Consider the following 24,093-nt stretch of genomic DNA (forward strand, 5'->3'; position numbering starts at 1 on the left):
CAAAAGTAGCTTATCAACATGCCTTGATATTGCGTGCAGTCACTGCACCACAGGAGTATTTCTCGTGACCCCAACCATTATTGAAAGTATTGAGTGTTTTATTACCCGCCCCGATCGTCATAATCTTATTACCGTACGTGTCACCACTAATAAAGGAATTACCGGTCACGGCTGCGCCACCTTTCAACAGCGTCCCTTAGCGGTAAAAACCATGGTGGATGAGTATCTGGTGCCGCTATTAATGGGACGCGATGCCAACAATATTGAAGACCTGTGGCAGATGATGAACGTTAATGCTTATTGGCGTAACGGGCCGGTGACTAACAATGCTATTTCAGGCGTGGATATGGCGTTGTGGGATATTAAGGCGCAGTTAGCCGATATGCCTCTTTATCAGCTGTGGGGCGGCAAGGCGCGCGATGCAATTGCGGCTTACACCCATGCCAGCGGTGAAACACTGGACGAACTTTATACCTCGGTCGATAACGCCTTAGAGAAAGGCTATCGCCATATCCGCTGTCAGCTGGGTTTTTACGGCGGAACGCCCAAAGAACTCAACGCACCGGAAAATAGCACCTCAGGCGCTTATTACTCGCAGCAAGAGTACATGGCAAATACGGTTGAGATGTTCCGGGCGTTAAGAGAGAAATACGGACATCGTTTCGAAATTCTGCATGACGTGCATGAGCGCCTATTCCCGCAGCAGGCGATTCAACTGGTGAAGCTGCTTGAGCCGTATATGCCCTATTTCCTTGAAGATGTGCTTCCTCCCGCGCAAACCGGTTGGCTAGAGCAACTGCGTCAGCAAAGCGCGGTGCCGTTAGCCTTGGGCGAATTATTTAATAATCCAGCGGAATGGCACGAGTTAATTGTTAATCGTCGCATCGACTTTATTCGTTGTCACATCTCACAGATTGGTGGCATTACGCCAGCGTTAAAACTGGCCGCGCTGTGTCAGGCATTTGGCGTGCGACTGGCATGGCACGGACCGGGCGATATGACGCCGATTGGCGTGGCAATCAATACACACCTGAATATTCATCTGCACAATGCAGCAATTCAGGAATTTATTCCGAGATCAAGGCTGACGGATGCCGTTTTCCCTGGCGCGCCGGAGATTAAAAATGGCTATATTTATCCACCACAAGCATCGGGTATTGGCGTCGGCTTTGATCAAGCGTTAGCGGAAAAACATCCGGTGGTTTACCGTCCGCATGAATGGACGCAGAGTCGCCTGCCGGACGGCACCATTCACACGCCATAATTTAGCGCTGTTGCTGGCGGAAACGCAGATTATCCGGGTTATGCGGAATCAAATAAGTGCAGGTGTAATTAATATCAACGATGTCGCTGATTTCATACACCTGCCCACCTTGCAAAATACCACGATTAATAATGTGCATAGCCGGACTGCCTTTTTTACAGCCCAGTAACGTCGCCTGTTCGCGATTAACGCTAATTGCGCGGTAGCTGGTGAGTAAATGTGAGATTTGATAGCCTTTGGACAACACATATTGCTGTATTGAGCGCTCAATAATGTCACCGTTGAGATCGCTAAATAAGGTTGCTGGCATGCGCGATATTTCAATCTGCACGGCCACATTATCGACATAGCGCAGGCGGGAAAACTCCCAGATAAAAGCATCGTCGTTAATAGCGAATATCTGTTGCTCGTCACTGTCGGGCCGTCTTTTACGCAGACTGATTGTGCGATAACGCATTTGGTCAAAGCGCTTTTCGGTGATCGAATTATACACCAGCGGGTTATTGCGCACCGTCTCGTTAATCCAGATGCCCGATCCCTGCACGATACGTACCGCCCCGATACTGACCAGTTTCTCCAGTGCTTGCCGGATGGTGAAACGCGATACGCCATACTCTTCGGCCAGCTGGCGTTCAGGCGGTAATTTGCGTGGCGCGGAGGTATCTTCCTGATAGATCTTGCTCAGCAAATCCTGGGTAACGAACTCTTTCTTTTTCATGGGATTAGCCTGCTCCTGTGTTGTGTTCGCAGATGATAACACGATGTTATGAGGAGAAAGGGTTAGGTGTGCATCAATGGGCATAGGTCGCCACGAATGGCGACCCTACATGTATTACTGCACCAGAAAGGCGATTAGTGTTGCATCCCTTTCTCCCGTCAGCGCGGGTAATGGCGCGGTATCGCTCACGGAATCGCCCTTGTGCAACCGTTCATTATCGATACGCACAATGCCGTCCAGCACGGTAATCCAGCTAGAATAGCCTGCACGCTGTGGCACATCCACCTGTTGGCCGCGTTCCAGTTTCAGGTCATAAATATATACCGCCTGATTCAGTGGCAGCGGCGCCTCGCTGCCGTGCGGCCCTGCCAGTAACGTCCATGCGTTTGCTGCCGCACCGTCCACACGAGTAAAGGTATTGACCTGCGGTTCACCGCCGGTTTGCGCTGGGCGAATGGTGGCCTGCAGCAGTTCGGTTTCGATAAAAGGCGCAGACTCGGCAAAGCGTATCCCGCTTCCAGCACTCAGCATTAGCGCGCGTTTGGCGTTGAGGGAATGCGTTTCTCCTTGCTCGGTGCTGTGCAGCAGCGAACCGCGCCAAACGTAGCTGAAAATCTCACTGTCCTGATGCGAATGCAGCGGGATGGTGGCATCCAGCTGCAGCGTCATTTGATCGATAATCTCCAGCGGTCCAAACGCTTCACCAGGACGCTGACGGCGAATGTTGAACGGACCATATTCAAACAGCTGATCGCGTTGGGCGCGCAGAATGTTCATGGTGTAACTCCTCGATGATTTTTCTCTGTCCACCATCATAGAGGTCTGGAAAATCATGAACAGCAGGCAAAACTGCTCGCTTAAATCAAAAAAACTGAACAACGATTAAGTGCCGAAATAATAAGAGCAGGTTAATGTTTTTATTCATCGCCAGCGCAGGCTTAATTGCGTAAAATAGCCGCTTTATTCTGCGAGTGTAATAACCATGAACCGAAGCGAACAGATTCTTGCCGCCGCCGAGCAGTGCATGCGGCAAAAAGGTTTTGACCAGACATCGATTCAGAATATTGCCACTCAGGCCGACGTCAGCATCGGTTTAATTTATAAATATTATAAAAATAAAGAGGCGATCATTGAGGCGTTAGTCACCAGTGTGGTGCAGCGAATGATCACGCTATTGAATGCTGATTTCGAACGTATCGCACATATGAAAGGACATTATCATGAAGCGGAAGATATTGTGCCTGCGGCCGTGGAAAACAGTATTATTCTGCTGATGGAAGTGTCGTCTGAAGCCACGCGTAATAATCGCATCCAGCAAATTATGTTCGATGCCTGGCATGAGCTTAAAAATAACTTTATCGCTCAGGAGCAGGCGCTGCATCCTGAACAGGACGCCAATGCTATTCATACCCGCTTATATGTGATGTCGCTGATTATTGATGGCATCATTATTCGCCGTTACATGAAGCAGCGCGATATCGCACCAGGCTTTATGCCGTTTTTCAATGCGGTGGTGAATGACGTCTACCCGCACAGTGCTGCCTAATCTCAACCGAATAGATGCTGGCTAAGAATGCCGTTCACGCGCTGCATTTCATTCTGATCAAGGTCGCTATCGCCAAAGGCACGGCAGGCGACACCATCCACCAGCAGCAATAAAAATTGAATGCGGTTGGCACTTTGCGTTGCGTTGGTTTCAGCTGTTTGTGCGGCAAAACGCACATCTAATTCGGCGAGTAATAATTGCTCTTGCTGGGCCAGAATGGTGCGTACCGATTCATTACGCGACGCCTCAGAATACATTTCCAGTAATAATTTCCGGTCCTGACTCGGCCAATGCTGCCAGAATGGGGAATCGGCGTTGATAATATCCTGAGTCGATTGTTGCGCAGGTAAATGTTGTACTAAAAACTGGCGCCAGTTCTGTGCGATGCTTTTGATTGTTTCCGTGACAATTAGCTCTTTACTGCTGAAGTAACGATATATTTGCCCTGCCCCTAAAGCGGATTCACGGCTAATATCCGCCATGCTGGCGCCATGAAATCCGGAGCGACTGAAACAAACTTTTGCCGCATTAATAATCTGCTGCTGACGCTGCAAAAAGAATTCGTCATGTTCAGAGTGGCTCACATTAGCTCCGAAAAAGAATTTATCGTTTTAATTGCGTTATCATACGCGATGCGTATCCGGTGAGAAACCATGACAATGTTTCCAATATTTGCGGTTGGTGCGCATAAATGCGCACCCTACGAAAAACGCGCCAATCCTTTGTAGGGTCGCCATTTATGGTGACCGAAAGACAATTAACTGACGAGCATTACGCAATTTATTGCGTGCTCATTATTTCAGACTCTTTCAACGCCGTGCCGCCGCCCATCACTTTATAGAAGGTGATCAAATTCAGGTAATAGGCTTGCTGCGTACTCACCAGACTGGTGCGGGCACTGTACAGCGTGCGCTGCGCGGTCAGGGCATTGAGATAAGTATCAACGCCGTTGCGATAGCGCAAATCCGCCAGATGGTAATAGGTTTGCGATGCCGCCACATTACTCTGCTGACTGCTGAGCTGATCGTTGATGGTGCCGCGACGCGCCAGCGCATCCGCCACTTCCTGAAAGGCGGTTTGCACCGCTTTCTCATACGCCGCCACGTAATACTCTTTCTGTGCTTTGGTGTATTTCAGGTAAGAAACGTTGTAGCCGCCCTGGAAAATCGGCAGCGAAATGCTCGGCGCAAACGACCAAATGCCTGCTCCGTTTTTAAACAGCGTCGACAGATCGGCACTGCCGACGCCGCCGCTACCGGTCAGCGTAATGCTCGGGAAGAAGTTGGCACGCGCCGCACCAATACTGGCGTTGGCAGACTTGAGATTGTGCTCGGCTTGCAACACATCAGGACGATTCAGCAGCGCATCCGACGAGACGCCCGCCGGCACCTCGCGTAATGCGTTACCAATCGATTCAATGCTGTCAGGCAGCAGATTATCCGGCACGCTGCGGCCCACCACTAAATCCAGCGCATTTTTATCCTGCGCCACCAGCGTGGTGTAGCTGGCGACATCGGCCTGCGCAGATTGATAAGTGGTTTCCGCAGACGAGACATCCACCATCGAAGCGATGCCATTTTCCATCTGCTTACGCGTGACCTGCCACGATTGACGCGCGCTCTCGGCGGTCTCTTTGGCAATCGCCAGATTGCTGCGATCGGCGGCGAGTTGCAGCCAGTAATCCACCGAGTTGTACAACACCGTCAGACGCGTACTGCGAGCGCCCTGCAGCGTGCCGAGGTAGGTTTCATACTGTTCGCGCGTCAGGCTCTGGTTTTTGCCAAACAGATCGAGTTCAAACGAACTCACGCTGCCTTCCGCCGAATAGCTGTTGCTGATGGCGGTTTGATTGCCTTCGCCGGTTAACGCGCGTGAACGCGTGCCGCTCACGCCTGCGCTGAGGGTCGGGAACAGATTGGCGCGCTCTTCGCCATATTGCGCATGCGCAGACTTCACGCTGGCCACCGCTTCACGCAAGTCGCGGCTGCTATCCAGCGCCATCGCCACCACCTGACGCAGTTTGGCGTCGAGCACATAATCCTGCCAGCTCAGGTCGCGGTAGTTGCTGGCCTGCGTGCCTTGCAATGAACGATAGGCATCACCGCTCGGCATCTGGCTGCTGACCGCGCCTTGCGGGCGGTCATAGTGCGGATCGAGCGAGACACAACCCGACAGCAGCGCGGGAATTAATACCATTAAGAGTTTTGCCGACATGTTATTCCCCCGCCTTCGCCACAGATTGATGATTATCGTCATGCGGAATCGCCGGGAAGACGCGACGCACCAAAACAAAGAACAGCGGTACAAAGAAGAGCGCCAGCAAGGTGGCGGTCAGCGTGCCGCCAATAATGCCGGTACCAATCGCAATGCGGCTGTTGGCGCCCGCGCCGGTGGAAATCGCCAGTGGCAATACGCCAGCGGTAAACGCCAGTGAAGTCATGATGATAGGACGCAGGCGCATCGATGCCGCATGCGTCGCCGCCTTCACCAGGTTTTCCCCTTTGCGGTAATTGTCTTCGGCGAACTCAACGATCAGAATCGCGTTCTTCGCCGACAAGCCAATGATGGTTAACAGCGCCACCTGGAAATAGACGTCGTTTTCCAGTCCGCGCAGGCTGATTGCCAGCAACGAACCGATCACGCCGAGCGGCACTACCATCATCACCGAGAACGGCACCGACCAGCTTTCATACAATGCAGCCAGGCACAGGAACACCACAATCAGCGAGATGCCATACAGCGACATCGCCTGGTTGCCGGAGAGTTTTTCCTGATAGGACAAACCGCTCCACGCAAAGGTGGTGCCCGCCGGTAGCTTCGCCGCCAGTTTTTCCATCGCGCTGATCGCGTCCCCGGAACTCTTGCCTGCCGCCGCCGAACCTTCGATTTCGTAGGAGGCCAGGCCGTTATAGCGTGACAGCACATCCGGGCCGTACGCCCATTCGGAGGAGGCAAACGACGCAAACGGCACCATGGTGGTATTGCTGTTACTATCGCTGCCGCGCACGTACCAGTGATCGATATCTTCCGGCTTGCTGCGGAATTGCTGATCGCCCTGCATGTAGACCTTTTTCACTCGGCCACGATCGGTGAAGTCGTTGATGTAGCTGCCGCCAATCGCCGCACTGAGCGTGTCGTTGATGTCGCTGATGGTGAGCCCCAGCGACTGCGCTTTTTCATCGTCGATATTGACCTGCAGCTGCGGTAAATCCGGCAAGGTGTTGGCGCGCACCGCGCTGAGCAGCGGATCCTGATTGGCTTCAGCAATCAGCTGATTGCGCATCTTCAGTAGCTGGTCGCGCCCGGTGGTGCCACGCGCCTGCAGCTCAAAGGTGAATCCGTCTGACTGCCCTAAACCGGACACCGACGGCGGCGACAGCACGAAGATCTGCGCATCACGAATGCTGGCCAGGCTCGCCATGGCACGTGCGGCAATCGCATCGGCACTGTTTTCTGTACCTTTTCGCTCGCTCCAGTTCTTTAGCGAGATAAAGCCAATCCCGGCGTTCTGGCCGCTGCCGGCAAAGCTGAAGCCGTTCACCAGCATGCTGACGTTGACGTTGTCTTTTTCTTTGGTGGCAAAGTATTCCTGTACCTGACGACGAACCTCGCTGGTGCGGTTTTCCGTCGCGCCCGGTGCCAGCTGATATTGCACCATGATGTAACCCTGATCTTCAGTCGGCAGGAAGCCGGTCGGCAACCGCATGTACATCACCGCGCAACCGATCAGCAGCACCGCATAGAGCAGCAGATAGCGCACCGAACTGTGCAGCACGTGACCAACGCCATTGTGATAACGCGCCTGCACGCGCTCGTAGCTGCGATTAAACCAGCCGAAAAAGCCCTTTTTGCCGCCTTCTTCGTTATGCGGTTTAAGCAGCGTGGCGCACAGCGCTGGCGTCAGCGTAAGCGCCACAATCACCGACAGCACCATCGATGAAACAATAGTGATGGAGAACTGACGATAGATAACGCCGGTTGAGCCGCTGAAGAAGGTCATCGGCAGGAACACCGCCGACAGCACCAGCGCGATACCAATCAACGCGCCGGTGATCTCTTTCATCGATTTCTCGGTGGCCTGACGCGGCGGTAAACCCTCTTCGCGCATCACGCGCTCGACGTTTTCCACCACCACAATCGCATCATCCACTAACAGCCCGATGGCGAGCACCATGCCGAACATGGTTAAGGTGTTGATCGAGTATCCGAACAGCGACAGCACGCCAAAGGTTCCGAGCAACACCACTGGCACGGCAATCGCCGGAATCAGCGTGGTGCGGATGTTCTGCAGGAACACGAACATCACGATCACCACCAAAATCACCGCCTCAATCAGGGTTTTCACCACTTCTTCGATCGAGATTTTCACGAAGTCGGTGCTGTCGAGCGGATACGCCACTTCATAGCCCGCTGGCATGCTGCTGCGGAATTCGTCGATGGTGGCTTTCACCTGTTCAGCGGTTGACAGCGCATTGGCGCCGGACGCCAGCTGCACCGCAATCCCCGAAGCCGGATGACCGTTGGCCAGCACGTTGGCGCTGTAATCCTCATCTCCCATTTCTACGCGTGCCACATCGCTAAGATGCACCACCGAGCCGTCGCTTTGGCTTTTCAGCACGATATTGCGGAACTGTTCCGGCGTTTGCAGACGCGAACGCGAGCGCACGGTTGCCACCAGCTGCTGCTCTTTGCTGGCCGGTTGCGCACCTAACTGACCCGATGAAACCTGGGTATTCTGGCTCTCCAGCGCGGTTGTGACATCGGACGGCATCAGCGAATAGGAGGCGAGTTTGGCGGGATCGAGCCAGATGCGCATGGCGTATTCGGCACCAAACACCTCTACGCTGCCGACGCCCGGCACGCGCGCCAGCGAGTCTTCCATGTTGCTGACCATGTAGTCCGCTACATCGGCCGAGGTGCTTTTGTTGGTTTTATCGTACAGCGCCAGAATCAGCAGGAAGTCGCTCTGCGCCTTCTCTACCGTCACGCCTTGCGTGGTGACGGACGTCGGCAAGCGGCTTTCGGCCTGCTGCACTTTGTTCTGCACCTGCACCTGCGCAATGTCCGGATCGGTGCCCTGCTGGAAGGTGACGTTGATTTTCACCTGGCCGGTTGAAGCGGTGCTGGTGGAATCGAAATAGAGCAAGCCGTCGATACCGGTGAGCTGCTGCTCAATCACCTGCGTGACGCTGCTTTCCAGCGTTTCCGCAGATGCACCGGTGTAAGTGGCCTGAATACTGATCTGCGGCGGCGCGACGTCGGGATACTGCGCAATCGGCAGACTTTTGATGCTGAGCACGCCAAACATCATGATGCAGATGGCGATCACCCAGGCGAATACCGGGCGGCGAATAAAGAACTGAGCCAACATAATTACTGGCCTCCGCTGCTGGCGCTGTTCGGCGTCACTTCAACCGCTTTCACCGTCATTCCGGCCTGCACTTTGGCGGTGCCTTCGACAATCAGTTTGTCGCCGCTGTTTAAGCCGCTGGTCACCAGCCAGGTATTGCCGATAACCCGATCGGTCACCACTTCCCGGCTCTGCACTTTGTTCTCTTTATCCACCACCAGCGCCGTGGCGTTGCCTTTGGCATCACGCGTGATGCCCTGCTGCGGGGCCAGAATCGCATCGTTTTTAACCCCGTTGGTGACGCTGGCACGCACATACATGCCCGGCAACAATTCATGCTGCGGATTGGGGAAGATCGCGCGCAGCGTGACGGTTCCGGTGGCTTCATCAACCGCCACTTCGGTCAGTTCCAGCTTGCCGGAATGATCATAATTGCTGCCATCTTCCAGTTTGACCGTCACCGGCACCACATCGCCGCTCTGCTGTAAAGAAGCCTGCTGACGCTTCAGTTTCAGCAGTTGCACGCTGGATTGGGTGAGATCGACATAGATCGGATCAAGCGCGCGAATGGTCGCCAGCGCGGTGGTTTGTGCGGACGTCACCAGCGCGCCCGGCGTTACCGACGAGATGCCGATGCGGCCCGAAATCGGCGCTTTGATTTGCGTGTAGTTGAGGTTGATGCGGGCGCTTTCGACGGCGGCACGATATTGATCAACCGACGCCACGTTTTGTTGATAGGTTGCCAGCGCATCGTCGGCATCCTGGCGCGACACGCCATTCTCTTTCACCAGCGCGCTGTAACGCGCGGATTTTAACTGGCTGCTTTTGACTAACGCCTGCGCATTTTTCAACTGCGCAACGGCCTGATCGTAACTGGCCTGATAGCTAGCCGCATCGATTTGATACAGCACCTGACCAGCCTTGACCTCATCGCCTTCGGTAAACAGGCGCTTCTGGATGATGCCATCCACCTGCGGACGCACTTCCGACACCATGCTGCCCACCACACGTCCGGTGAGCTGGCTATCGAGCGTCACCGGCTCGGTTTGCAGCGTTTTCACGCCGACTTCGGTGGTCATCTCGCCCGCTGGCGGGGCGCTATTTTGGTCACAGGCGGCGAGCAATAACACCAGCCCGGCGATGGCCGTGCGCTGAAAATTCTTCATGAATAATCCTGTAGTGAACGTTCATTCTCAGTTTTAAGTCTATCAAATCTCAGATGTGGGCGTATGTCAGGAAAATGAAAAGAGCGATCCTGAAAAGCGGCAGCAGAAAAGCGTCCTCTTTGATTGAGGATTTATAGTGGTTAAATCGCGATAGGTTACAAAGTGTTGCTAAAGATAATGAGTAATAAGCATTAATGCAAATGATTATTATTTACAGGTAAGTTGTAGGGTCGCCATTCATGGTGACCTCCAGCCAGGTGCGCATAAATGCGCCCCTATGAAATATGACTTACAACCTTCAACGCCAACTGCGGGCTGGTTAATGGCTGACTACCGGGGCTAAAAAGCTTTGCCGCAGCCGCCATCGAAACCTGGGCCAGCGCCACGTGATCCGCGCCCTGCTGTTTCCCGTCGGCCACCGCTTGCGCAATCATCTGCAAATACACATCCTGCTGACCCGCTTTAAACGCCGCCCAGGCGCCAGGAATCAGCTGCACGTCAGGATGCTGTGCAACCGGCAGCGTCGCTGGGCAAAACAGCGCGCGCGTTGCCGCCAGCGTGGATTCTGCCGCACACAGCACCAGCGATTTTCCCGGCAAACGGTGCACCGCATCGGCCAGCATGCGATCGGTGCGATAAACCGGGCAATCATGCCCTTCAGCGCGAAAACCATCGGCAACCGGGCCCAGCGTCGAGCAGGTAATCAGAATCGCGTCGAACCACGGCGTCAGGCTGTGTAACAATTGTTCCAGCTTGTGCTGCTGCGGCGCTGTCATGCCACCGGTCAGCTCCGCTTCCGCCAGCAAATGTGGCATGACGATATGGCTAAGGGGATTACGGAGGGCCAATGAGCGCGCAGCGTCATCGAAAATAGCGATATTACTGGCGGCGGTATGCAAACAGGCGATGGTCATAGTGCTCCTGAATAGACGACAGCTAAATAAGAAACACTATAACCTAATGGCGCTTGATATCACTGGATGCGCGTACCTCAGGCGATTTTTTGCTTAAAAAAATCATTGTGGAATTTGAATAATTCTAAATCACTTTTCATCCCCATTTTCCTGAGCGCATTATTTTTATGTCCGGCGACTGTTTTACGACTGCGCTCAAGTTCTTTGGCAATATCGCTGATCGACATTCCTGACAAGAAATAGCTGATCACCGTCGTTTCACTGGGTGTTAACAGTTTATCCAGTACGGATGAAGCATCCACATCATGAGAGTGCGGCTTAGGCAGATAGTCATTATTTTTGCCGGTGAACTGCACCAGTTGTTCCGCGATAGCCGGCGGAATAAACCGCTGACCATGCGCTACAGTACGAATCGCGGAGCTATAGACTGCGCCACTCTCGCGTTTAGTTATATAGCCTTTGATACCCAGCTAATTGGGTCCTCGTCCTATCACGCGTGCAGCATAAACTAATCCAGAAAGGTCTTCCGTTTTAGTGACAAAACTATTCGCCCCGGTCTTCTGACAGCGATGAGCAAAGTGAATCTTTGCCTGAGAAGTCAGAACTAAAATTTTGATCTGCTGAATTTGACTGCGTAAATATTCATTCACATGAAAGCCATTAATTTTTGGCATACTCATATCTAACACAACATACGTAACAACTATGACTCAGCCTGGTATTTTAATTTGCTTAAACAAGATATATTGAAAACACATTCCAGCGAAAAAACAGATTATTTTCAGCGTTGCGAATGCAAATAAAAAAGGGCCTTTAAGGCCCTTTTTTATTTGCATTATCTATATTCGTTAACGGCTGACTTCGTGCCCAATCAAACCACCAATGGCCGCACCACCCAGTGTTCCGAACGTGCTGCCGCCGGTTAATACTGCACCACCCACCGCACCTACTCCGGCACCGATAGCAGTATTGCGTCCACGATGCGACATTCCACAAGCGGTGACAGAAAACATAACCACCAGAACAATGGCAATATTACAGCTGCGTTTTAAAAGCATACAAATCCTCACTGCCACGAATTTTGGCATGCAAAAATGTTTATTTGATTGTTGTTTAGATACTCACGTGTTGTGAGTGGTACTGGTTGTCGACGTGAATTTAGGGGTTTTTCGTACGCGCTGGAAGGTAAAAATTCCTATTTAATGATGGCACTGCCTGTGTCGGGGGGCGCAAAGATGCGCACCCCGAAAATAGTGACTATTTTATCTCCGCCAATATAACTTCTGCCTGCGCCTTATCCACCGCTACGCCATCAATAAACAACTGACGCTGTTCACCCGGCGGCAACGTAACGTTCAGCGTTTGCCAGGCTGGCAGGAAGCTGCCTTTGCGCTGGAAGTTAAGGTGGATTGCCTCAGCATCGCTGCGCATTTCCCAGTTGAGCCACAGCGCATTGCCCTGCTGATAACCCCAGCTTTCGCCATCATCCTCAAACAGCACACCGTGGCTGACGCCTTTGCCTTTGAGCGGGAACAGCTGCAAGGTGCGGCGATCGTCAGTTTTAGCATCAACATGACGCAGGCGCTCGCTAAGCGGTAAGCCCGCACCGGCACGCACCAGCATCGGCTGAGTTTCCAGCGGTGCTGCCAGCGTGATCCATTGACCGCCGCTGTACCATTGCTGAGTGGCAAAGTCATACCAGCCGGTTTGGTTGTCAGGCAGCCAGAGGCGACGTTCGCGCTGACCGGGCTCAACCACGCTGGCCACCAGCAGATCGCGGCCCAGCATAAACTCATCGCACTCGGCGAACGTCTGCGTATCCTGTTCATGATCGAGGAAAGTCGGACGCAGCATCGGTTCATCGTCAGCATGCGCCTGCCACAGAAGCGTATAGAGATAAGGCAGCAGACGATAACGCAGCTCAATTGCGGCGCGGATTGCAGGCGTGGCCGCTGGATACATCCAGGGTTCATTGACGCTGTGATCGTCATTCCACGAGTGAATAGTGAAACGCGGATGCATCACGCCGTTCTGTACCCAGCGCACAAACAGTTCTGCATCTGGCTTATCGCCAGAGAAGCCACCCACATCATGTCCCACGTTGTACAAACCGGACAGGCTCATGCCCAATCCCATGCGGATGTTGTAACGCAGCGTGGTCCAGTTGGTGCGGTTATCGCCACTCCAGGTTTGCACGTAGCGCTGCATCCCGGCGCAGCCCGAACGGGAAATCAGGAATGGGCGCTTTTCCGGCGCGAAACGCTGCTGCGCTTCCATTGAGGCGCGCATCATCAGCAGCGGCATCACCGGGCGAATGTGCTTAATAGCAATCGGCGTGCCGAAACCATGGCAGCGCGCTTCGCCATCCCACACTTCATATTCGTTGTTATCGTTCCAGGTGGAATCAATGCCCTTTTCCAGCAGCTGTTTGGTGACGTTGTCCTGCCACCAGGCAACGGCTTGCGGATGGGTAAAATCGAGATGTGAACCTTCATCATCCCAGAACACCGAACGCTCGGGCGCATCCTCTTCCGAGTCACGAATAAACAGACCTTGTTCAGCCACTTCGTTGTAACGCGGATGATCCTGCAACAGGCACGGTTTGATATTAGCGGCAAGGCGCAAGCCCGCGTCGTGAAACGCCTGGCTCATCACTTCCGGCTGCGGCACTTTGTCGTAGTTCCAGTTGAACACGTAGCGCTTGTTGTTAATCGAGGTGTAACCGGACGAGAGCTGGAACGAATCGCACGGAATATCGTGTTCTTCACACAGGCGGATGAAGTTCATCAGCTGATTTTGCGCGTCCGGCGCATCGGTGTAATGCATGGTTGAACCGCTGTAGCCAAGGCTCCATTTCGGGCCGAACAGCGTTTTACCGGTCAGACGCACAAAGGCTTTGGTGATATCCAGCACCTTGTCACCAACAAACAGGTAATAGTCGATATCACCGCTTTCGGCCTGCCAGCGGCGATAAGGCTTGTGATAGTTATCGAGCTCATTACCCAGATCAAACCAGCTGCTGCTGAGGTTATCGTAATAGAGGCCAAAGCTGACGTCGGTGCGGCGCGTGATGGTAAACGGCACATGCTTGTACAGCGGATCGGTCGCGGCCGCGTTGTAACCCATCGCATCAAGGTTACGCATCTCATAGCGCTGGCCGTTACGCTGCAAATCACCGCTTTTCTCGCCGAGGCCGTAATAACGATCGTCGTTCATGCGGCACTGATAGTGCGCCACGCCATCGCCGTGGGCGTTAATTTGATAAGCGCTGGTTGGACGGTCACAGGTCAGCAACTGCCATGCGCCGTGGCAGTCGCAATATTGCCACTCCAGCGCCAGCGGTTGATGGACGATCACCCGCAGCTTATCGGTGGCGACCACCAGCGTGTCGCCCTCTTCTTCCAGCGTGAACGATGGCAAGGCGAAGCCGGCCAGGCTGTCGCGCTGACGCCCTTCCCACGGCACATCGCTTTCAGGCGCGATGCTCCAGGTGCGGTCAAGGCTATACGCGCCCTGACGTTTAATCACCACGCGGAACATGCCCGTTTCCAGCACATACAGACACAGCGTGTGTTTGCCGTCGACGGTTAACGCCACGTGGTGCGCATCGGAACCGGCTAATGACCAATTTTTTAACGTTTTCATCGTTACCTACTTTTTCATGCGCGCTGTGCGCGACGTTCAGCAATAAAAGCAATCAGGAATACGGCGCCAATCAGGTCAAAGAAGCCCATGGCGACAAACAGTGGGTTAAATCCAATGGTGTCGGCAGTAACACCGATCAGCAGTGAGAACAGGAAGCTGGAGATCCACGCGAACGAGCCACGCATGCCGTTGACGGTAGCCATTTGGCCTTTATCAAACTTCTCTACCACCAGCGCGCTCAGCATGCAGGAGATGATCTGATGACCGAAACCACCAATTGAGATCAACGCAATCGCCACATACGGATCTTTGGTCATCGCCACTGCGGCCAGAGACAGCATCAGGAACGCGCCGGTAACTGAACTGGCGACTACCGAGTTCACCTGGGTGAAGCCAAAAATTTTGGTGTAAAGGCGCGTCAAATAGCCGCTGGCGGCGCTGCCGAGGTCGGCGGCGAGGAACGGCAGCCAGGCGAACATGACGATCTGTTTTAGATCCATGCCGAGCTCTTTTGCCAGATAGAGCGGCACCCAGAAACTCAGTACGCCCCACGCCGGTTCGGCCATGAATGCCGGAATGGCAATGCCGTAGAAACGCTTGTTCTTCGATACGGTTTTCAACGCGGTAAAGAATGGCAGTTTCACTGCCGGTGGTTCGTTGTCCTGGCGGATGAAATCCAGTTCGGATTTCGACAAATTAGGGTGCTGATCGGGATCGCGATACAGCCACCACCACAGCAACACCCAACCCAGTGCCAGCGCGCCGGTGAACAGGAATGCGCCCTGCCAGCCGCCAAACGCCGCATGGGCAAAGTAGATAATCGGCGGTGCCAGCATAGCGCCGAGGGAGAATCCGACACCCGCCCAACCCGCGGCGATAGGACGCTCTTTTTTCGGGAACCATTCACCAATTACTTTGGCGTTGGCTGGCGTGGCAGCGGCTTCTGCGCTGCCCATAACAAAACGCAGAATCGCCAGATGCAGCCAACTGCCCGCTCCAGCATGGAATAAACAGGCAATGGCCCACACCGAGGCGCAGATCAGGAAGCCTATTTTCAGGCCAGTCACATCAATCAACCAGCCACAAATCGGTTGGAAGAACGTATAGGCCAGCTGGAAGGCACCGACGATGTAGGAATATTGCTCGGTGGTGATGTTAAGGCTGTCTTTGAGCTCTGGGGCCAGCAGCCCTAACGAGTTACGCGTGATGTAATTGACCGTCACGCCGGCTAAGAACAGCACCAGCACCCACCAGCGCATATGGCGGAAGGTGCGTTTGGTGCCAGCGGCGGTTATCCCTGGATTTAAACTGCGGTTCATCGGGTTCTCCCTAAGTGAATCATCTATGACCATTCGCCAGGAGTGAACCACAGTTGCGAAAAGTGGTCGCCAGCTTGATGTCGCAAATGTGATCTGGTTAACCAAAATCACTCGCCAGGTTGACTTAACCGGACAAAGAGCAGAGTTTTAACCGCGAATCGCGTGGTTAATGTTTGAAGTAACACGCTAGCAAGGAATATTGGTCAACCAATCGTGAGTGAGGTAACAACATGAAGCAGACCTGGCGCTGGTACGGCCCCAACGATCCTGTCTCTCTGGCCGATGCGCGCCAGGCGGGCGCAACCGGCATCGTCACCGCACTGCATCACATCCCCAACGGCGAAGTGTGGTCAGTAGACGAAATCATGCAGCGTAAGGCGCTGGTGGAAGCCGCAGGTTTGGTGTGGTCGGTGGTGGAGAGTGTGCCGATTCATGAAGAGATTAAAACCGGCAGCGGCCGCTGTCAGCACTGGATCAGCAACTATCAGCAGTCGCTGCGCAACCTGGCGCAATGCGGCATCAAAACCGTGTGCTACAACTTCATGCCAATCCTCGACTGGACGCGTACCGATCTCGAATATCTGCTGCCGGATGGCGCGAAAGCCCTGCGCTTTGATCAGATTGAGTTCGCGGTGTTTGAACTGCATATTCTGCAACGTCCTGGCGCGGAGCAGGATTACAGTGCGGAAGAGATCGCCGAGGCCGCTGAACGGTTTGCGACGATGAGTGAAGAGCACCGTAACCGCCTGATGCGTAATATCATAGCTGGTTTGCCGGGCGCTGAGGAAGGTTACACGCTGGATCAATTCCGCGCCCAGCTGGCGCGCTATGAAGGCATCGGAAAAGCCGAACTGCGTGAGAACTTTGCCACCTTCCTGCGCGCCATTGTTGCGGTTGCCGAAGAAGTGGGCGTGCGCATGGCGGTGCATCCGGACGATCCGCCGCGCCCGATTCTTGGCTTACCGCGTATTGTTTCCAACGCTGATGATCTGCAGTGGATGATCGATACCGTCAGCAGTCCCGCTAACGGTTTCACCATGTGTACCGGCTCGTACGGCGTACTGGCAGAGAATGATTTAGCCGGCATGGTCAAACGCTTTGGCCCGCGCATCTACTTCGCGCATCTGCGATCCACCAAACGTGAAGAGAACCCCAACAGCTTCCACGAGGCCGCGCATTTAGGTGGCGATGTGGATATGTTTGCGGTGATCAAGGCGATTGCCGAAGAGGAGCAGCGCCGTAAAGCTGCGGGCGAGGAAGATTTGATTCCAATGCGTCCCGACCACGGCCACCAAATGCTGGATGACTTGAAGAAGAAAACCAATCCCGGCTATTCGGCGATTGGTCGACTGAAAGGATTGGCTGAAATTCGCGGCGTCGAACTGGCGATCCACCGCGCCTATTTTGCTCAGGAAGCCCAATAATGCGCTTTATGGATGAAGATTTTCTGCTGCAGAGCGACATCGCGCGACGCTTGTACCACGACTTCGCTGCGGATATGCCGATCTACGATTATCACTGTCACCTCAATCCGCAGGAGATTGCTGAAGATCGTCGCTTTGCCAACCTCGGCCAAATCTGGCTGGAAGGCGATCACTACAAATGGCGCGCGCTGCGTGCCGCCGGCGTGGATGAGTCGTTAATTACCGGCAAGAGCACCAGCGACTACGACAAGTATCTCGCGTGGGCGCAAACGGTGCCCAAAACCCTCGGTAACCCGCTTTATCACTGGACGCACCTTGAATTGCGTCGCCCGTTTGGCATCACTGACACGCTGTTTGGCCCGGACACCGCGCCTGCGATCTGGCAGCGCTGCGCGGAACAGCTGGCGACGCCGGAATTCTCCGCGCGCGGCATCATGCGCCAGATGAAGGTGCGCATGGTGGGCACCACCGACGATCCGGTTGATTCGCTGCGCTATCACCGCCAAATCGCCGATGACAACAGCTTTGATATTGACGTTGCGCCGAGCTGGCGTCCGGACAAAGTCTTCAAAATCGAGCTTGAGGGTTTTGTCGACTATCTTGGTCGCCTGGAAGCCGCCGCCGATGTCGCCATCGACAGCTTTGATGCGTTACGCCGCGCGCTGTTACGACGCCTTGACCACTTCTCCGCTCACGGTTGTCGCGCATCGGATCACGGTATCGAAACCCTGCGCTTTGCGCCGGTGCCTGAAGACAGCGTGCTCGATACAATTTTGGCGAAACGTCGCCGTGGCGATGTGCTGGATGAATTGGAAATCGCCCAGTTCAGCAGCGCAGTATTGGTGTGGCTCGGCAGTGAATATGCGCAGCGCGGCTGGGTGATGCAGCTGCACATCGGCGCGATTCGTAATAACAGTACGCGCATGTTCCGCCAGCTTGGGCCAGACAGCGGGTTTGATTCGATTGGCGATAACAATATCGCCTGGCCGCTGGCGCGCCTGCTGGATGCGATGGACCTCAACGATCAGCTGCCGAAAACCATTCTCTATTGCCTCAATCCGCGTGATAACGAAGTGCTGGCCACCATGGCGGGCAACTTCCAGGGCGCGGGTATCGCTGGCAAAGTGCAGTTTGGCTCCGGCTGGTGGTTCAACGATCAGCGCGACGGCATGCTGCGTCAGCTGGAGCAGCTGTCGCAAATCGGCTTACTCAGCCAGTTTGTTGGCATGCTGACCGATTCGCGCAGCTTCCTCTCCTACACGCGCCACGAATACTTCCGCCGTATTCTGTGCAATCTGCTGGCGCAGTGGGTGAAAGAGGGCATTGTGCCGCATGATGAGCCGATGCTTGGCAGCATGCTGCGCGACATCTGCTTCAATAATGCCGAACGCTATTTCGCACTTAACGCTTAGTCATTAAGGCCTGGTACTGCAAGTCGTGACCAGGCCGATTCTTATTCGCTATGCTATAGTGCGCGTCTCTGAGTGAGGCTGTATCAGAGGTTGTGAATCCTTTAACACACAGAAAAGAGCACGATGAAAACTCAAACTTCAGCACAGCGCCCTTATCAGGAAGTCGGGGAAATGCTCCGCCAGATGATCACCCAGAAGCAGTATGCGGTGGGCGAACGGCTGCCGCCGGAGCGCGAACTCGCCGCGCTGCTGGACGTGACGCGCACGCTGGTGCGTGAAGCGCTGATCATGCTGGAGCTGGAAGGATTAATCGAGGTGCGTCGCGGTGCGGGCATCTACGTGATTCACGACTCGCCGCAACAGCCCGTTTCGCTTCACAAGGCCAGCAACGATGCTGGACCGTTTGAGATGTTGCAGGCGCGCCAGCTGCTGGAGAGCAATATCGCTGAGTTTGCCGCGCTGCAAGCCACGCGTGAAGACATCATGAAGATGCGCCAGGCACTGGAGCTGGAAGAGAAAGAGCTGGCTTCCGGTGCGGTCAACCAAAGTGAAAACGGCGATCGTGATTTCCATCTGGCGATTGCCGAAGCCACGCACAACAGCATGCTGGTTGAGCTGTTTAAACAATCCTGGCAATGGCGTGAAGATAACGTGATGTGGAGCCAACTGCATCGCCACCTGGTCAACAACAATTACCGCAAACAGTGGCTCGACGATCACAAAAAGATCCTCGCGACGCTGATTAAAAAAGACGCGCGCGCCGCCAAACTGGCGATGTGGCAACATCTGGAAAACGTAAAACAACGGCTGCTGGAGTTCTCAGACGTTGATGATATTGATTTTGATGGCTATCTGTTTGAATCCTGGCCGCTGTATGCAGCCAGCAATCCCAATAATTGATGCACTTGATCGGCATGAATGCCGTACGTATGCAGGTGCGCATGAATGCGCACCCTACGAAAATCCTCGCCAAATCGTAGGGTCGCCATTCATGGTGACCGGACAACGCCAGCACTTTCGCTAAGATTTACTCATCATCCTCATCGGCTGCTTTGCCGCCAAAGCGATTGCGCACCACCACAAAGAATACCGGCACAAAGTAAATGGCTAACAGCGTTGCCGCTACCATGCCGCCAATCACGCCGGTACCCACCGCATTCTGTGCGCCAGAACCCGCGCCGGAGCTGATGGCTAAAGGTAACACGCCAAGAATAAAGGCCAGCGATGTCATCAAAATCGGTCGCAGTCGCATACGTGCCGCGTCCAGCGTGGCTTCAATCACGCTTTTACCCTCTTTCTCAATCTGATCTTTGGCAAACTCGACGATAAGAATGGCGTTCTTTGCCGACAAGCCAATGGTAGTCAGCAGTCCGACCACGAAATACACGTCATTGTTTAAGCCGCGCAGCAGCGTGGCTACCAGTGCACCAAACACGCCCAACGGCACCACCAACATCACCGAGAACGGAATTGACCAACTCTCGTACAGTGCGGCCAGACACAGAAACACCACAATCAGCGAAAGCGCATACAACGCCGGTGCCTGTTCTCCGGTCATGCGCTCCTGATACGACATTCCTGTCCAGTCGTAGCCAATGCCTGAGGGCAGTTGCTGCGCCAGTTGCTCCATCAAGGCCATCGCTTCACCCGAACTTTTGCCCGGTGCAGGTTGCCCAAGAATTTCCACAGCTGAAAGGCCATTAAAGCGCTCCAGACGCGGCGATCCATACACCCATTCTGCCGTCGAGAAGCTGGCAAAAGGCACCATCTTGTCGTTGCTGGCACGCACGTACCACTTATTCAGGTCTTCCGGCATCATGCGATACGGCGCGTCACTCATGACGTACACCTTCTTCACCCTGCCATTGTCGACAAAGTCGTTCACGTAACTGCCGCCCCACGCGCTGCTCAGCGTGGTGTTGATGTCAGAGAGATAGACGCCCAGCGCGGTGGCTTTTTCCTGATCAATGTTGAGCTTGAACTGCGGGCTGTCTTCCATGCCGTTGGGACGCACCGCCGCCAGGGTTTCAGGATGCTGACGCGCCAGATCCAGTAGCTGATTACGCGCGGCGATCAGCTTGTCATGGCCAAGCCCTGCCTGATCAATCAGCTCAAAATCAAAGCCGGTGGCATTGCCCAGCGCGATGATCGGCGGCAGGTTAAAGGCAACCACATTGCCGTCCATGATATTGCCGAAGCTTTTCATGGCGCGGGCCACAATAGCGTCGACTTTGTTTTCATCACCGGCGCGCTCGGACCAATCCTTCAAACCGATGAAAGCAATACCGACGTTCTGACCACGTCCGGCAAAACCGAAGCCATTAACCGTCAGGACGTTCTCGACGTTGCTCTTTTCACTGGAGAGATAATAGTCATTCACCTGATCCAGCACCACTTGCGTGCGTTCCTGGGTTGCACCCGCCGGCAAAATCGCCTGCGTTGCCAACACGCCCTGATCTTCCGAAGGCAGGAACGAGGTCGGCAAGCGCATAAACAGCAGCGCCATACCGACCACAATCACGCCATAAATCACCAGATAGCGCCCGCTGCGGTACACCATGCGCGCCACGGAGCTGGAGTAATGATGAGCGCTTTGATCGAACTTGCGATTAAACCAGCCAAAGAATCCACGCTGCTGGCCGTGGGAACCCGGTTTTACTGGCTTCAGGATGGTGACGCACAGCGCGGGCGTGAGGATCAACGCCACCAGCACCGACAGCACCATCGCCGAAACAATGGTGATGGAGAACTGGCGATAGATCACGCCGGTACTGCCGCCAAAGAACGCCATCGGCACAAATACCGCCGATAGCACCAGCGCAATCCCCACCAGCGCACCCTGAATCTGGCCCATCGATTTGCGGGTGGCGGCTTTGGGTTTTAGCCCCTCTTCCGCCATGACGCGCTCAACGTTCTCCACCACCACAATGGCGTCATCCACCAGCAACCCAATCGCCAGCACCATGCCAAACATGGTGAGAGTATTAATGGAATAACCAAAGGCATTAAGAATGCCGAACGTCCCCAGCAATACCACCGGTACAGCAATGGTGGGAATCAGCGTGGCGCGCAGATTCTGCAAGAACAGGTACATCACCAGGAACACCAGCACGATGGCTTCAAACAGCGTTTTCACCACTTCGTGAATCGAAATGCTGATAAACGGTGTGGTGTCGTACGGATAAACCACTTTCAGCCCTTGCGGGAAATAGGGTTTCAGCTCGTCGATTTTGCCGCGAATCGCATTGGCGGTATCCAGCGCATTGGCGCCGCTCGCCAGCTGAATACCCAGCGCTGACGCCGGTTTACCGTTGATTTTCACCACAAAGTTGTAGTTTTCACCGCCGCGCTCGATGCGCGCAACATCATGCAGCCGCACCTGAGAACCATCGCTGTTGACCTTCATCAGGATATTGCCAAAGGCTTCCGGTGAGGTTAGGCGCGTCTGCGCGATAATCGAAGCGTTTAGCTGCTGCCCTTTCACCGGCGGCGCGCCGCCCAACTGGCCCGCCGCGACCTGAGCATTCTGCGTTTCCAGCATGCTGATCACATCCACCGGTGTCAGCTGATAGGTGTTGAGCTTGTTAGGATCGAGCCAGATGCGCATCGCGTATTGCGAGCCAAATAGCGTGGTATCGCCTACGCCGTTAATGCGACTGATGGGATCTTTCAGGTTGGTTGCCACGTAATCGGCAATGTCTTCCATGCTCATGCGGCCCGACTCATCCACAAAGCCGGGGACAAGGAAGAAGACGCTGGACGATTTGCGCACGGTGATGCCCTGCTGCTGCACTTCCTGCGGCAACAATGGCGTTGCCAGCTGTAATTTGTTCTGCACCTGCACTTGCGCGATATCAGGATCGGTGCCGTTCTCAAACGACAGCGTCAGCTGCAAGGTGCCGGAGGAATCGCTGGTCGAGGACATATACATCAGGCCATCCAGCCCGCTCATGTTCTGCTCGATCACCTGCGTCACGCTATTCTGCAAGGTGGTGGCATCAGCACCCGGATAGGTTGCACGCACCTGAACCGCAGTGGGCGCGACATCCGGATATTGCTCAACCGGCAACTTCAGGATCGAAATGCCACCCACCAGCATGACGATAATCGCGAGTACCCAGGCAAAAATGGGGCGATCAATAAAAAATCGGGACATCAGAAAGCGGTTCCTTTCGACGGGGAGGATGTTGCATCAGCAGCAAGAGGAGTGACGATCATGCCGGGCTGAGCACGCTGAACGCCGGAAACAATCACGCGTTCACCCGCCTGCAAGCCACCCGCCACGCGCCATTGATCACCGAGCGCCTGAAAAACCTGGATAGTGCGGATTTCCACTTTGTTGTCACTGCCCACCACCATCGCCGTGGCGTCGCCGCGCGGCGTGCGCGTCACCGCCTGCTGCGGAATCAGCATGGCCTTGGGATCGGTGCCTTCATCCAGCCGCGCGCGTACAAACATGCCGGGCAGCAGCGTATGGTTGGGATTGGGGACAATGGCGCGCAGCGTAATGGAACCGGTAGTGCGATCGACGGTGACATCGGAAAACGCCAGCGTGCCGCGTTGCGAATAGAGTGAGCCGTCGCCCATCACCACGCTAACTAGCGCTTTACCATCGTTCTGACGTAAACGACCCGCGGCAAACTCCTGCTGTAAACGCAGGAAATCCTGGCTCGACTGGGTGACATCGACGTACATCGGATCCAGTTGCTGCACGGTGGCCAGCGAATCGCTCTGCGCATCAGCCACCAGCGCGCCTTCGGTGACCGACGAACGCCCGATGCGACCGCTTATCGGCGCGGTAATGGTGCTCCACGCCAGATTGATGCGCGCACTTTGCATCGTGGCTTTGGCGACATCCACCGCGGCACGGGTTTGCGCAGCGGTGGCTTGCGCCTGGTCATAATCCTGTCGGCTGATAAATTGGCTGCCGCTGAGCGAGCGATAGCGATTCAGCGTCACCTGCGCGATACGCGCGTTGGCTTCGGCTTGCGCGACGTACGCTTTGGCACTGGTGAAACTGGCGCGGAACGGTGCAGGATCAATTTGATACAACGTCTGCCCGGCGATCACATCACTGCCTTCGGTAAAGCTGCGTTTCAGCACAATTCCGGAAACCTGAGGACGCACATCAGCGACCCGATACGCCAGAGTGCGGCCAGGTAATTCGCTGGTGATCGCTTGTGATTGCGTGGTAAGCGTAATGACTTTCACCTCGGGCGCGGCCGGCGCCTGAGCGGTTTTATTTGATGAATCATCACATCCTGTGGTGGGTAAAATGAAAAACGCGCATAGCAAAGCCAAAGGCTTAATTGCCTCGTGTTTGGGCATTGAAATT

19 protein-coding genes are annotated in these 24,093 nt (G+C 54.6%); 5 read left to right on the forward strand and 14 right to left on the reverse strand.

The window, feature by feature from the left end:
* Positions 1-64 precede the first annotated feature (64 nt).
* The gene (locus FHW71_RS05660) at positions 65-1,264 is read left to right on the forward strand and encodes an enolase C-terminal domain-like protein (RefSeq protein WP_179450974.1); all 1,200 of its coding nucleotides are present in this window, start codon (positions 65-67) and stop codon (positions 1,262-1,264) included.
* Between the two features lies 1 nt (position 1,265).
* Here FHW71_RS05660 and FHW71_RS05665 read toward each other — a convergent pair whose 3' ends face one another.
* The gene (locus FHW71_RS05665; protein WP_179450975.1) at positions 1,266-1,982 is read right to left on the reverse strand and encodes a GntR family transcriptional regulator; all 717 of its coding nucleotides are present in this window, start codon (positions 1,980-1,982) and stop codon (positions 1,266-1,268) included.
* Positions 1,983-2,096: 114 nt separating this feature from the next.
* The gene (locus FHW71_RS05670; protein ID WP_179450977.1) at positions 2,097-2,759 is read right to left on the reverse strand and encodes a pirin family protein; all 663 of its coding nucleotides are present in this window, start codon (positions 2,757-2,759) and stop codon (positions 2,097-2,099) included.
* 205 nt (positions 2,760-2,964) lie between these two features.
* Between FHW71_RS05670 and FHW71_RS05675 the strand changes: the two genes are divergently transcribed.
* Positions 2,965-3,528 (forward strand): TetR/AcrR family transcriptional regulator, encoded by a 564-nt coding sequence (locus FHW71_RS05675; protein ID WP_179450979.1) that lies wholly within the window; start codon positions 2,965-2,967, stop codon positions 3,526-3,528.
* A 2-nt stretch (positions 3,529-3,530) separates the two neighbouring features.
* Here the strand turns inward: FHW71_RS05675 and FHW71_RS05680 are convergent, their stop codons facing one another.
* The 10 genes from FHW71_RS05680 to FHW71_RS05725 form a co-directional block, all read right to left on the reverse strand.
* A complete protein-coding gene (locus FHW71_RS05680) occupies positions 3,531-4,112 on the reverse strand; it encodes a TetR/AcrR family transcriptional regulator (RefSeq protein WP_179450981.1) in 582 nt (193 codons plus the stop codon).
* 196 nt (positions 4,113-4,308) lie between these two features.
* On the reverse strand, positions 4,309-5,742 hold the full coding sequence (locus FHW71_RS05685; protein ID WP_179450983.1) for an efflux transporter outer membrane subunit: 1,434 nt from the start codon (positions 5,740-5,742) through the stop codon (positions 4,309-4,311).
* A 1-nt stretch (position 5,743) separates the two neighbouring features.
* Entirely contained in the window at positions 5,744-8,899 is a 3,156-nt protein-coding gene (locus FHW71_RS05690) for an efflux RND transporter permease subunit (protein ID WP_179450985.1), read from the reverse strand.
* Between the two features lie 2 nt (positions 8,900-8,901).
* Positions 8,902-10,044 (reverse strand): efflux RND transporter periplasmic adaptor subunit, encoded by a 1,143-nt coding sequence (locus FHW71_RS05695; protein WP_179450987.1) that lies wholly within the window; start codon positions 10,042-10,044, stop codon positions 8,902-8,904.
* Positions 10,045-10,319: 275 nt separating this feature from the next.
* The gene (locus tag FHW71_RS05700) at positions 10,320-10,958 is read right to left on the reverse strand and encodes a glutamate racemase (RefSeq protein WP_179450989.1); all 639 of its coding nucleotides are present in this window, start codon (positions 10,956-10,958) and stop codon (positions 10,320-10,322) included.
* A 77-nt stretch (positions 10,959-11,035) separates the two neighbouring features.
* Positions 11,036-11,314, reverse strand: coding sequence for a LuxR C-terminal-related transcriptional regulator (locus FHW71_RS05705; protein WP_179450991.1), 279 nt, complete (start codon positions 11,312-11,314; stop codon positions 11,036-11,038).
* 114 nt (positions 11,315-11,428) lie between these two features.
* Entirely contained in the window at positions 11,429-11,647 is a 219-nt protein-coding gene (locus FHW71_RS05710) for a response regulator (RefSeq protein WP_353620988.1), read from the reverse strand.
* Positions 11,648-11,806: 159 nt separating this feature from the next.
* On the reverse strand, positions 11,807-12,016 hold the full coding sequence (locus FHW71_RS05715; protein WP_008110024.1) for a glycine zipper 2TM domain-containing protein: 210 nt from the start codon (positions 12,014-12,016) through the stop codon (positions 11,807-11,809).
* Positions 12,017-12,215: 199 nt separating this feature from the next.
* Complete coding sequence (locus FHW71_RS05720; RefSeq protein WP_179450993.1) at positions 12,216-14,603, reverse strand: glycoside hydrolase family 31 protein; 2,388 nt, start codon at positions 14,601-14,603, stop codon at positions 12,216-12,218.
* Positions 14,604-14,617: 14 nt separating this feature from the next.
* On the reverse strand, positions 14,618-15,922 hold the full coding sequence (locus FHW71_RS05725; RefSeq protein WP_179450994.1) for an MFS transporter: 1,305 nt from the start codon (positions 15,920-15,922) through the stop codon (positions 14,618-14,620).
* Positions 15,923-16,152: 230 nt separating this feature from the next.
* Here FHW71_RS05725 and uxuA point away from each other — a divergent pair, with 230 nt between their 5' ends.
* The 3 genes from uxuA (at position 16,153) to uxuR (ending at position 19,658) form a co-directional block, all read left to right on the forward strand.
* Entirely contained in the window at positions 16,153-17,346 is a 1,194-nt protein-coding gene (uxuA, locus tag FHW71_RS05730) for a mannonate dehydratase (protein WP_179450995.1), read from the forward strand.
* Positions 17,343-18,758, forward strand: a complete 1,416-nt coding sequence (gene uxaC / locus FHW71_RS05735; protein ID WP_179451779.1) for a glucuronate isomerase — start codon at positions 17,343-17,345, stop codon at positions 18,756-18,758. The genes uxuA and uxaC overlap by 4 nt, the downstream gene beginning before the upstream one ends.
* Positions 18,759-18,881: 123 nt before the next feature.
* A complete protein-coding gene (gene uxuR / locus FHW71_RS05740; RefSeq protein ID WP_179450996.1) occupies positions 18,882-19,658 on the forward strand; it encodes a Uxu operon transcriptional regulator in 777 nt (258 codons plus the stop codon).
* A gap of 127 nt (positions 19,659-19,785) precedes the next feature.
* On the opposite strand, the gene FHW71_RS05745 is transcribed toward uxuR, so the two are convergent.
* The gene (locus tag FHW71_RS05745) at positions 19,786-22,914 is read right to left on the reverse strand and encodes an efflux RND transporter permease subunit (RefSeq protein ID WP_179450997.1); all 3,129 of its coding nucleotides are present in this window, start codon (positions 22,912-22,914) and stop codon (positions 19,786-19,788) included.
* Entirely contained in the window at positions 22,914-24,086 is a 1,173-nt protein-coding gene (locus FHW71_RS05750; protein ID WP_179450999.1) for an efflux RND transporter periplasmic adaptor subunit, read from the reverse strand. The genes FHW71_RS05745 and FHW71_RS05750 overlap by 1 nt, the downstream gene beginning before the upstream one ends.
* Between the last annotated feature and the right edge of the window lie 7 nt (positions 24,087-24,093).

The sequence above is a fragment of the Enterobacter sp. Sphag1F genome (assembly GCF_014193275.1).
GTDB lineage: Bacteria > Pseudomonadota > Gammaproteobacteria > Enterobacterales > Enterobacteriaceae > Pantoea > Pantoea symbiotica.

Coding starts and splice junctions, on each gene's coding strand:
- FHW71_RS05720 (WP_179450993.1), bottom strand. CDS start 14,603: ATGAAAACGTTAAAAAATTGGTCATTAGCCGGTTCCGATGCGCACCAC.
- FHW71_RS05745 (WP_179450997.1), bottom strand. CDS start 22,914: ATGTCCCGATTTTTTATTGATCGCCCCATTTTTGCCTGGGTACTCGCG.
- FHW71_RS05750 (WP_179450999.1), bottom strand. CDS start 24,086: ATGCCCAAACACGAGGCAATTAAGCCTTTGGCTTTGCTATGCGCGTTT.
- FHW71_RS05670 (WP_179450977.1), bottom strand. CDS start 2,759: ATGAACATTCTGCGCGCCCAACGCGATCAGCTGTTTGAATATGGTCCG.
- uxuA (WP_179450995.1), top strand. CDS start 16,153: ATGAAGCAGACCTGGCGCTGGTACGGCCCCAACGATCCTGTCTCTCTG.
- FHW71_RS05675 (WP_179450979.1), top strand. CDS start 2,965: ATGAACCGAAGCGAACAGATTCTTGCCGCCGCCGAGCAGTGCATGCGG.
- FHW71_RS05690 (WP_179450985.1), bottom strand. CDS start 8,899: ATGTTGGCTCAGTTCTTTATTCGCCGCCCGGTATTCGCCTGGGTGATC.
- FHW71_RS05715 (WP_008110024.1), bottom strand. CDS start 12,016: ATGCTTTTAAAACGCAGCTGTAATATTGCCATTGTTCTGGTGGTTATG.
- FHW71_RS05665 (WP_179450975.1), bottom strand. CDS start 1,982: ATGAAAAAGAAAGAGTTCGTTACCCAGGATTTGCTGAGCAAGATCTAT.
- FHW71_RS05725 (WP_179450994.1), bottom strand. CDS start 15,922: ATGAACCGCAGTTTAAATCCAGGGATAACCGCCGCTGGCACCAAACGC.
- uxuR (WP_179450996.1), top strand. CDS start 18,882: ATGAAAACTCAAACTTCAGCACAGCGCCCTTATCAGGAAGTCGGGGAA.
- FHW71_RS05695 (WP_179450987.1), bottom strand. CDS start 10,044: ATGAAGAATTTTCAGCGCACGGCCATCGCCGGGCTGGTGTTATTGCTC.
- FHW71_RS05700 (WP_179450989.1), bottom strand. CDS start 10,958: ATGACCATCGCCTGTTTGCATACCGCCGCCAGTAATATCGCTATTTTC.
- FHW71_RS05685 (WP_179450983.1), bottom strand. CDS start 5,742: ATGTCGGCAAAACTCTTAATGGTATTAATTCCCGCGCTGCTGTCGGGT.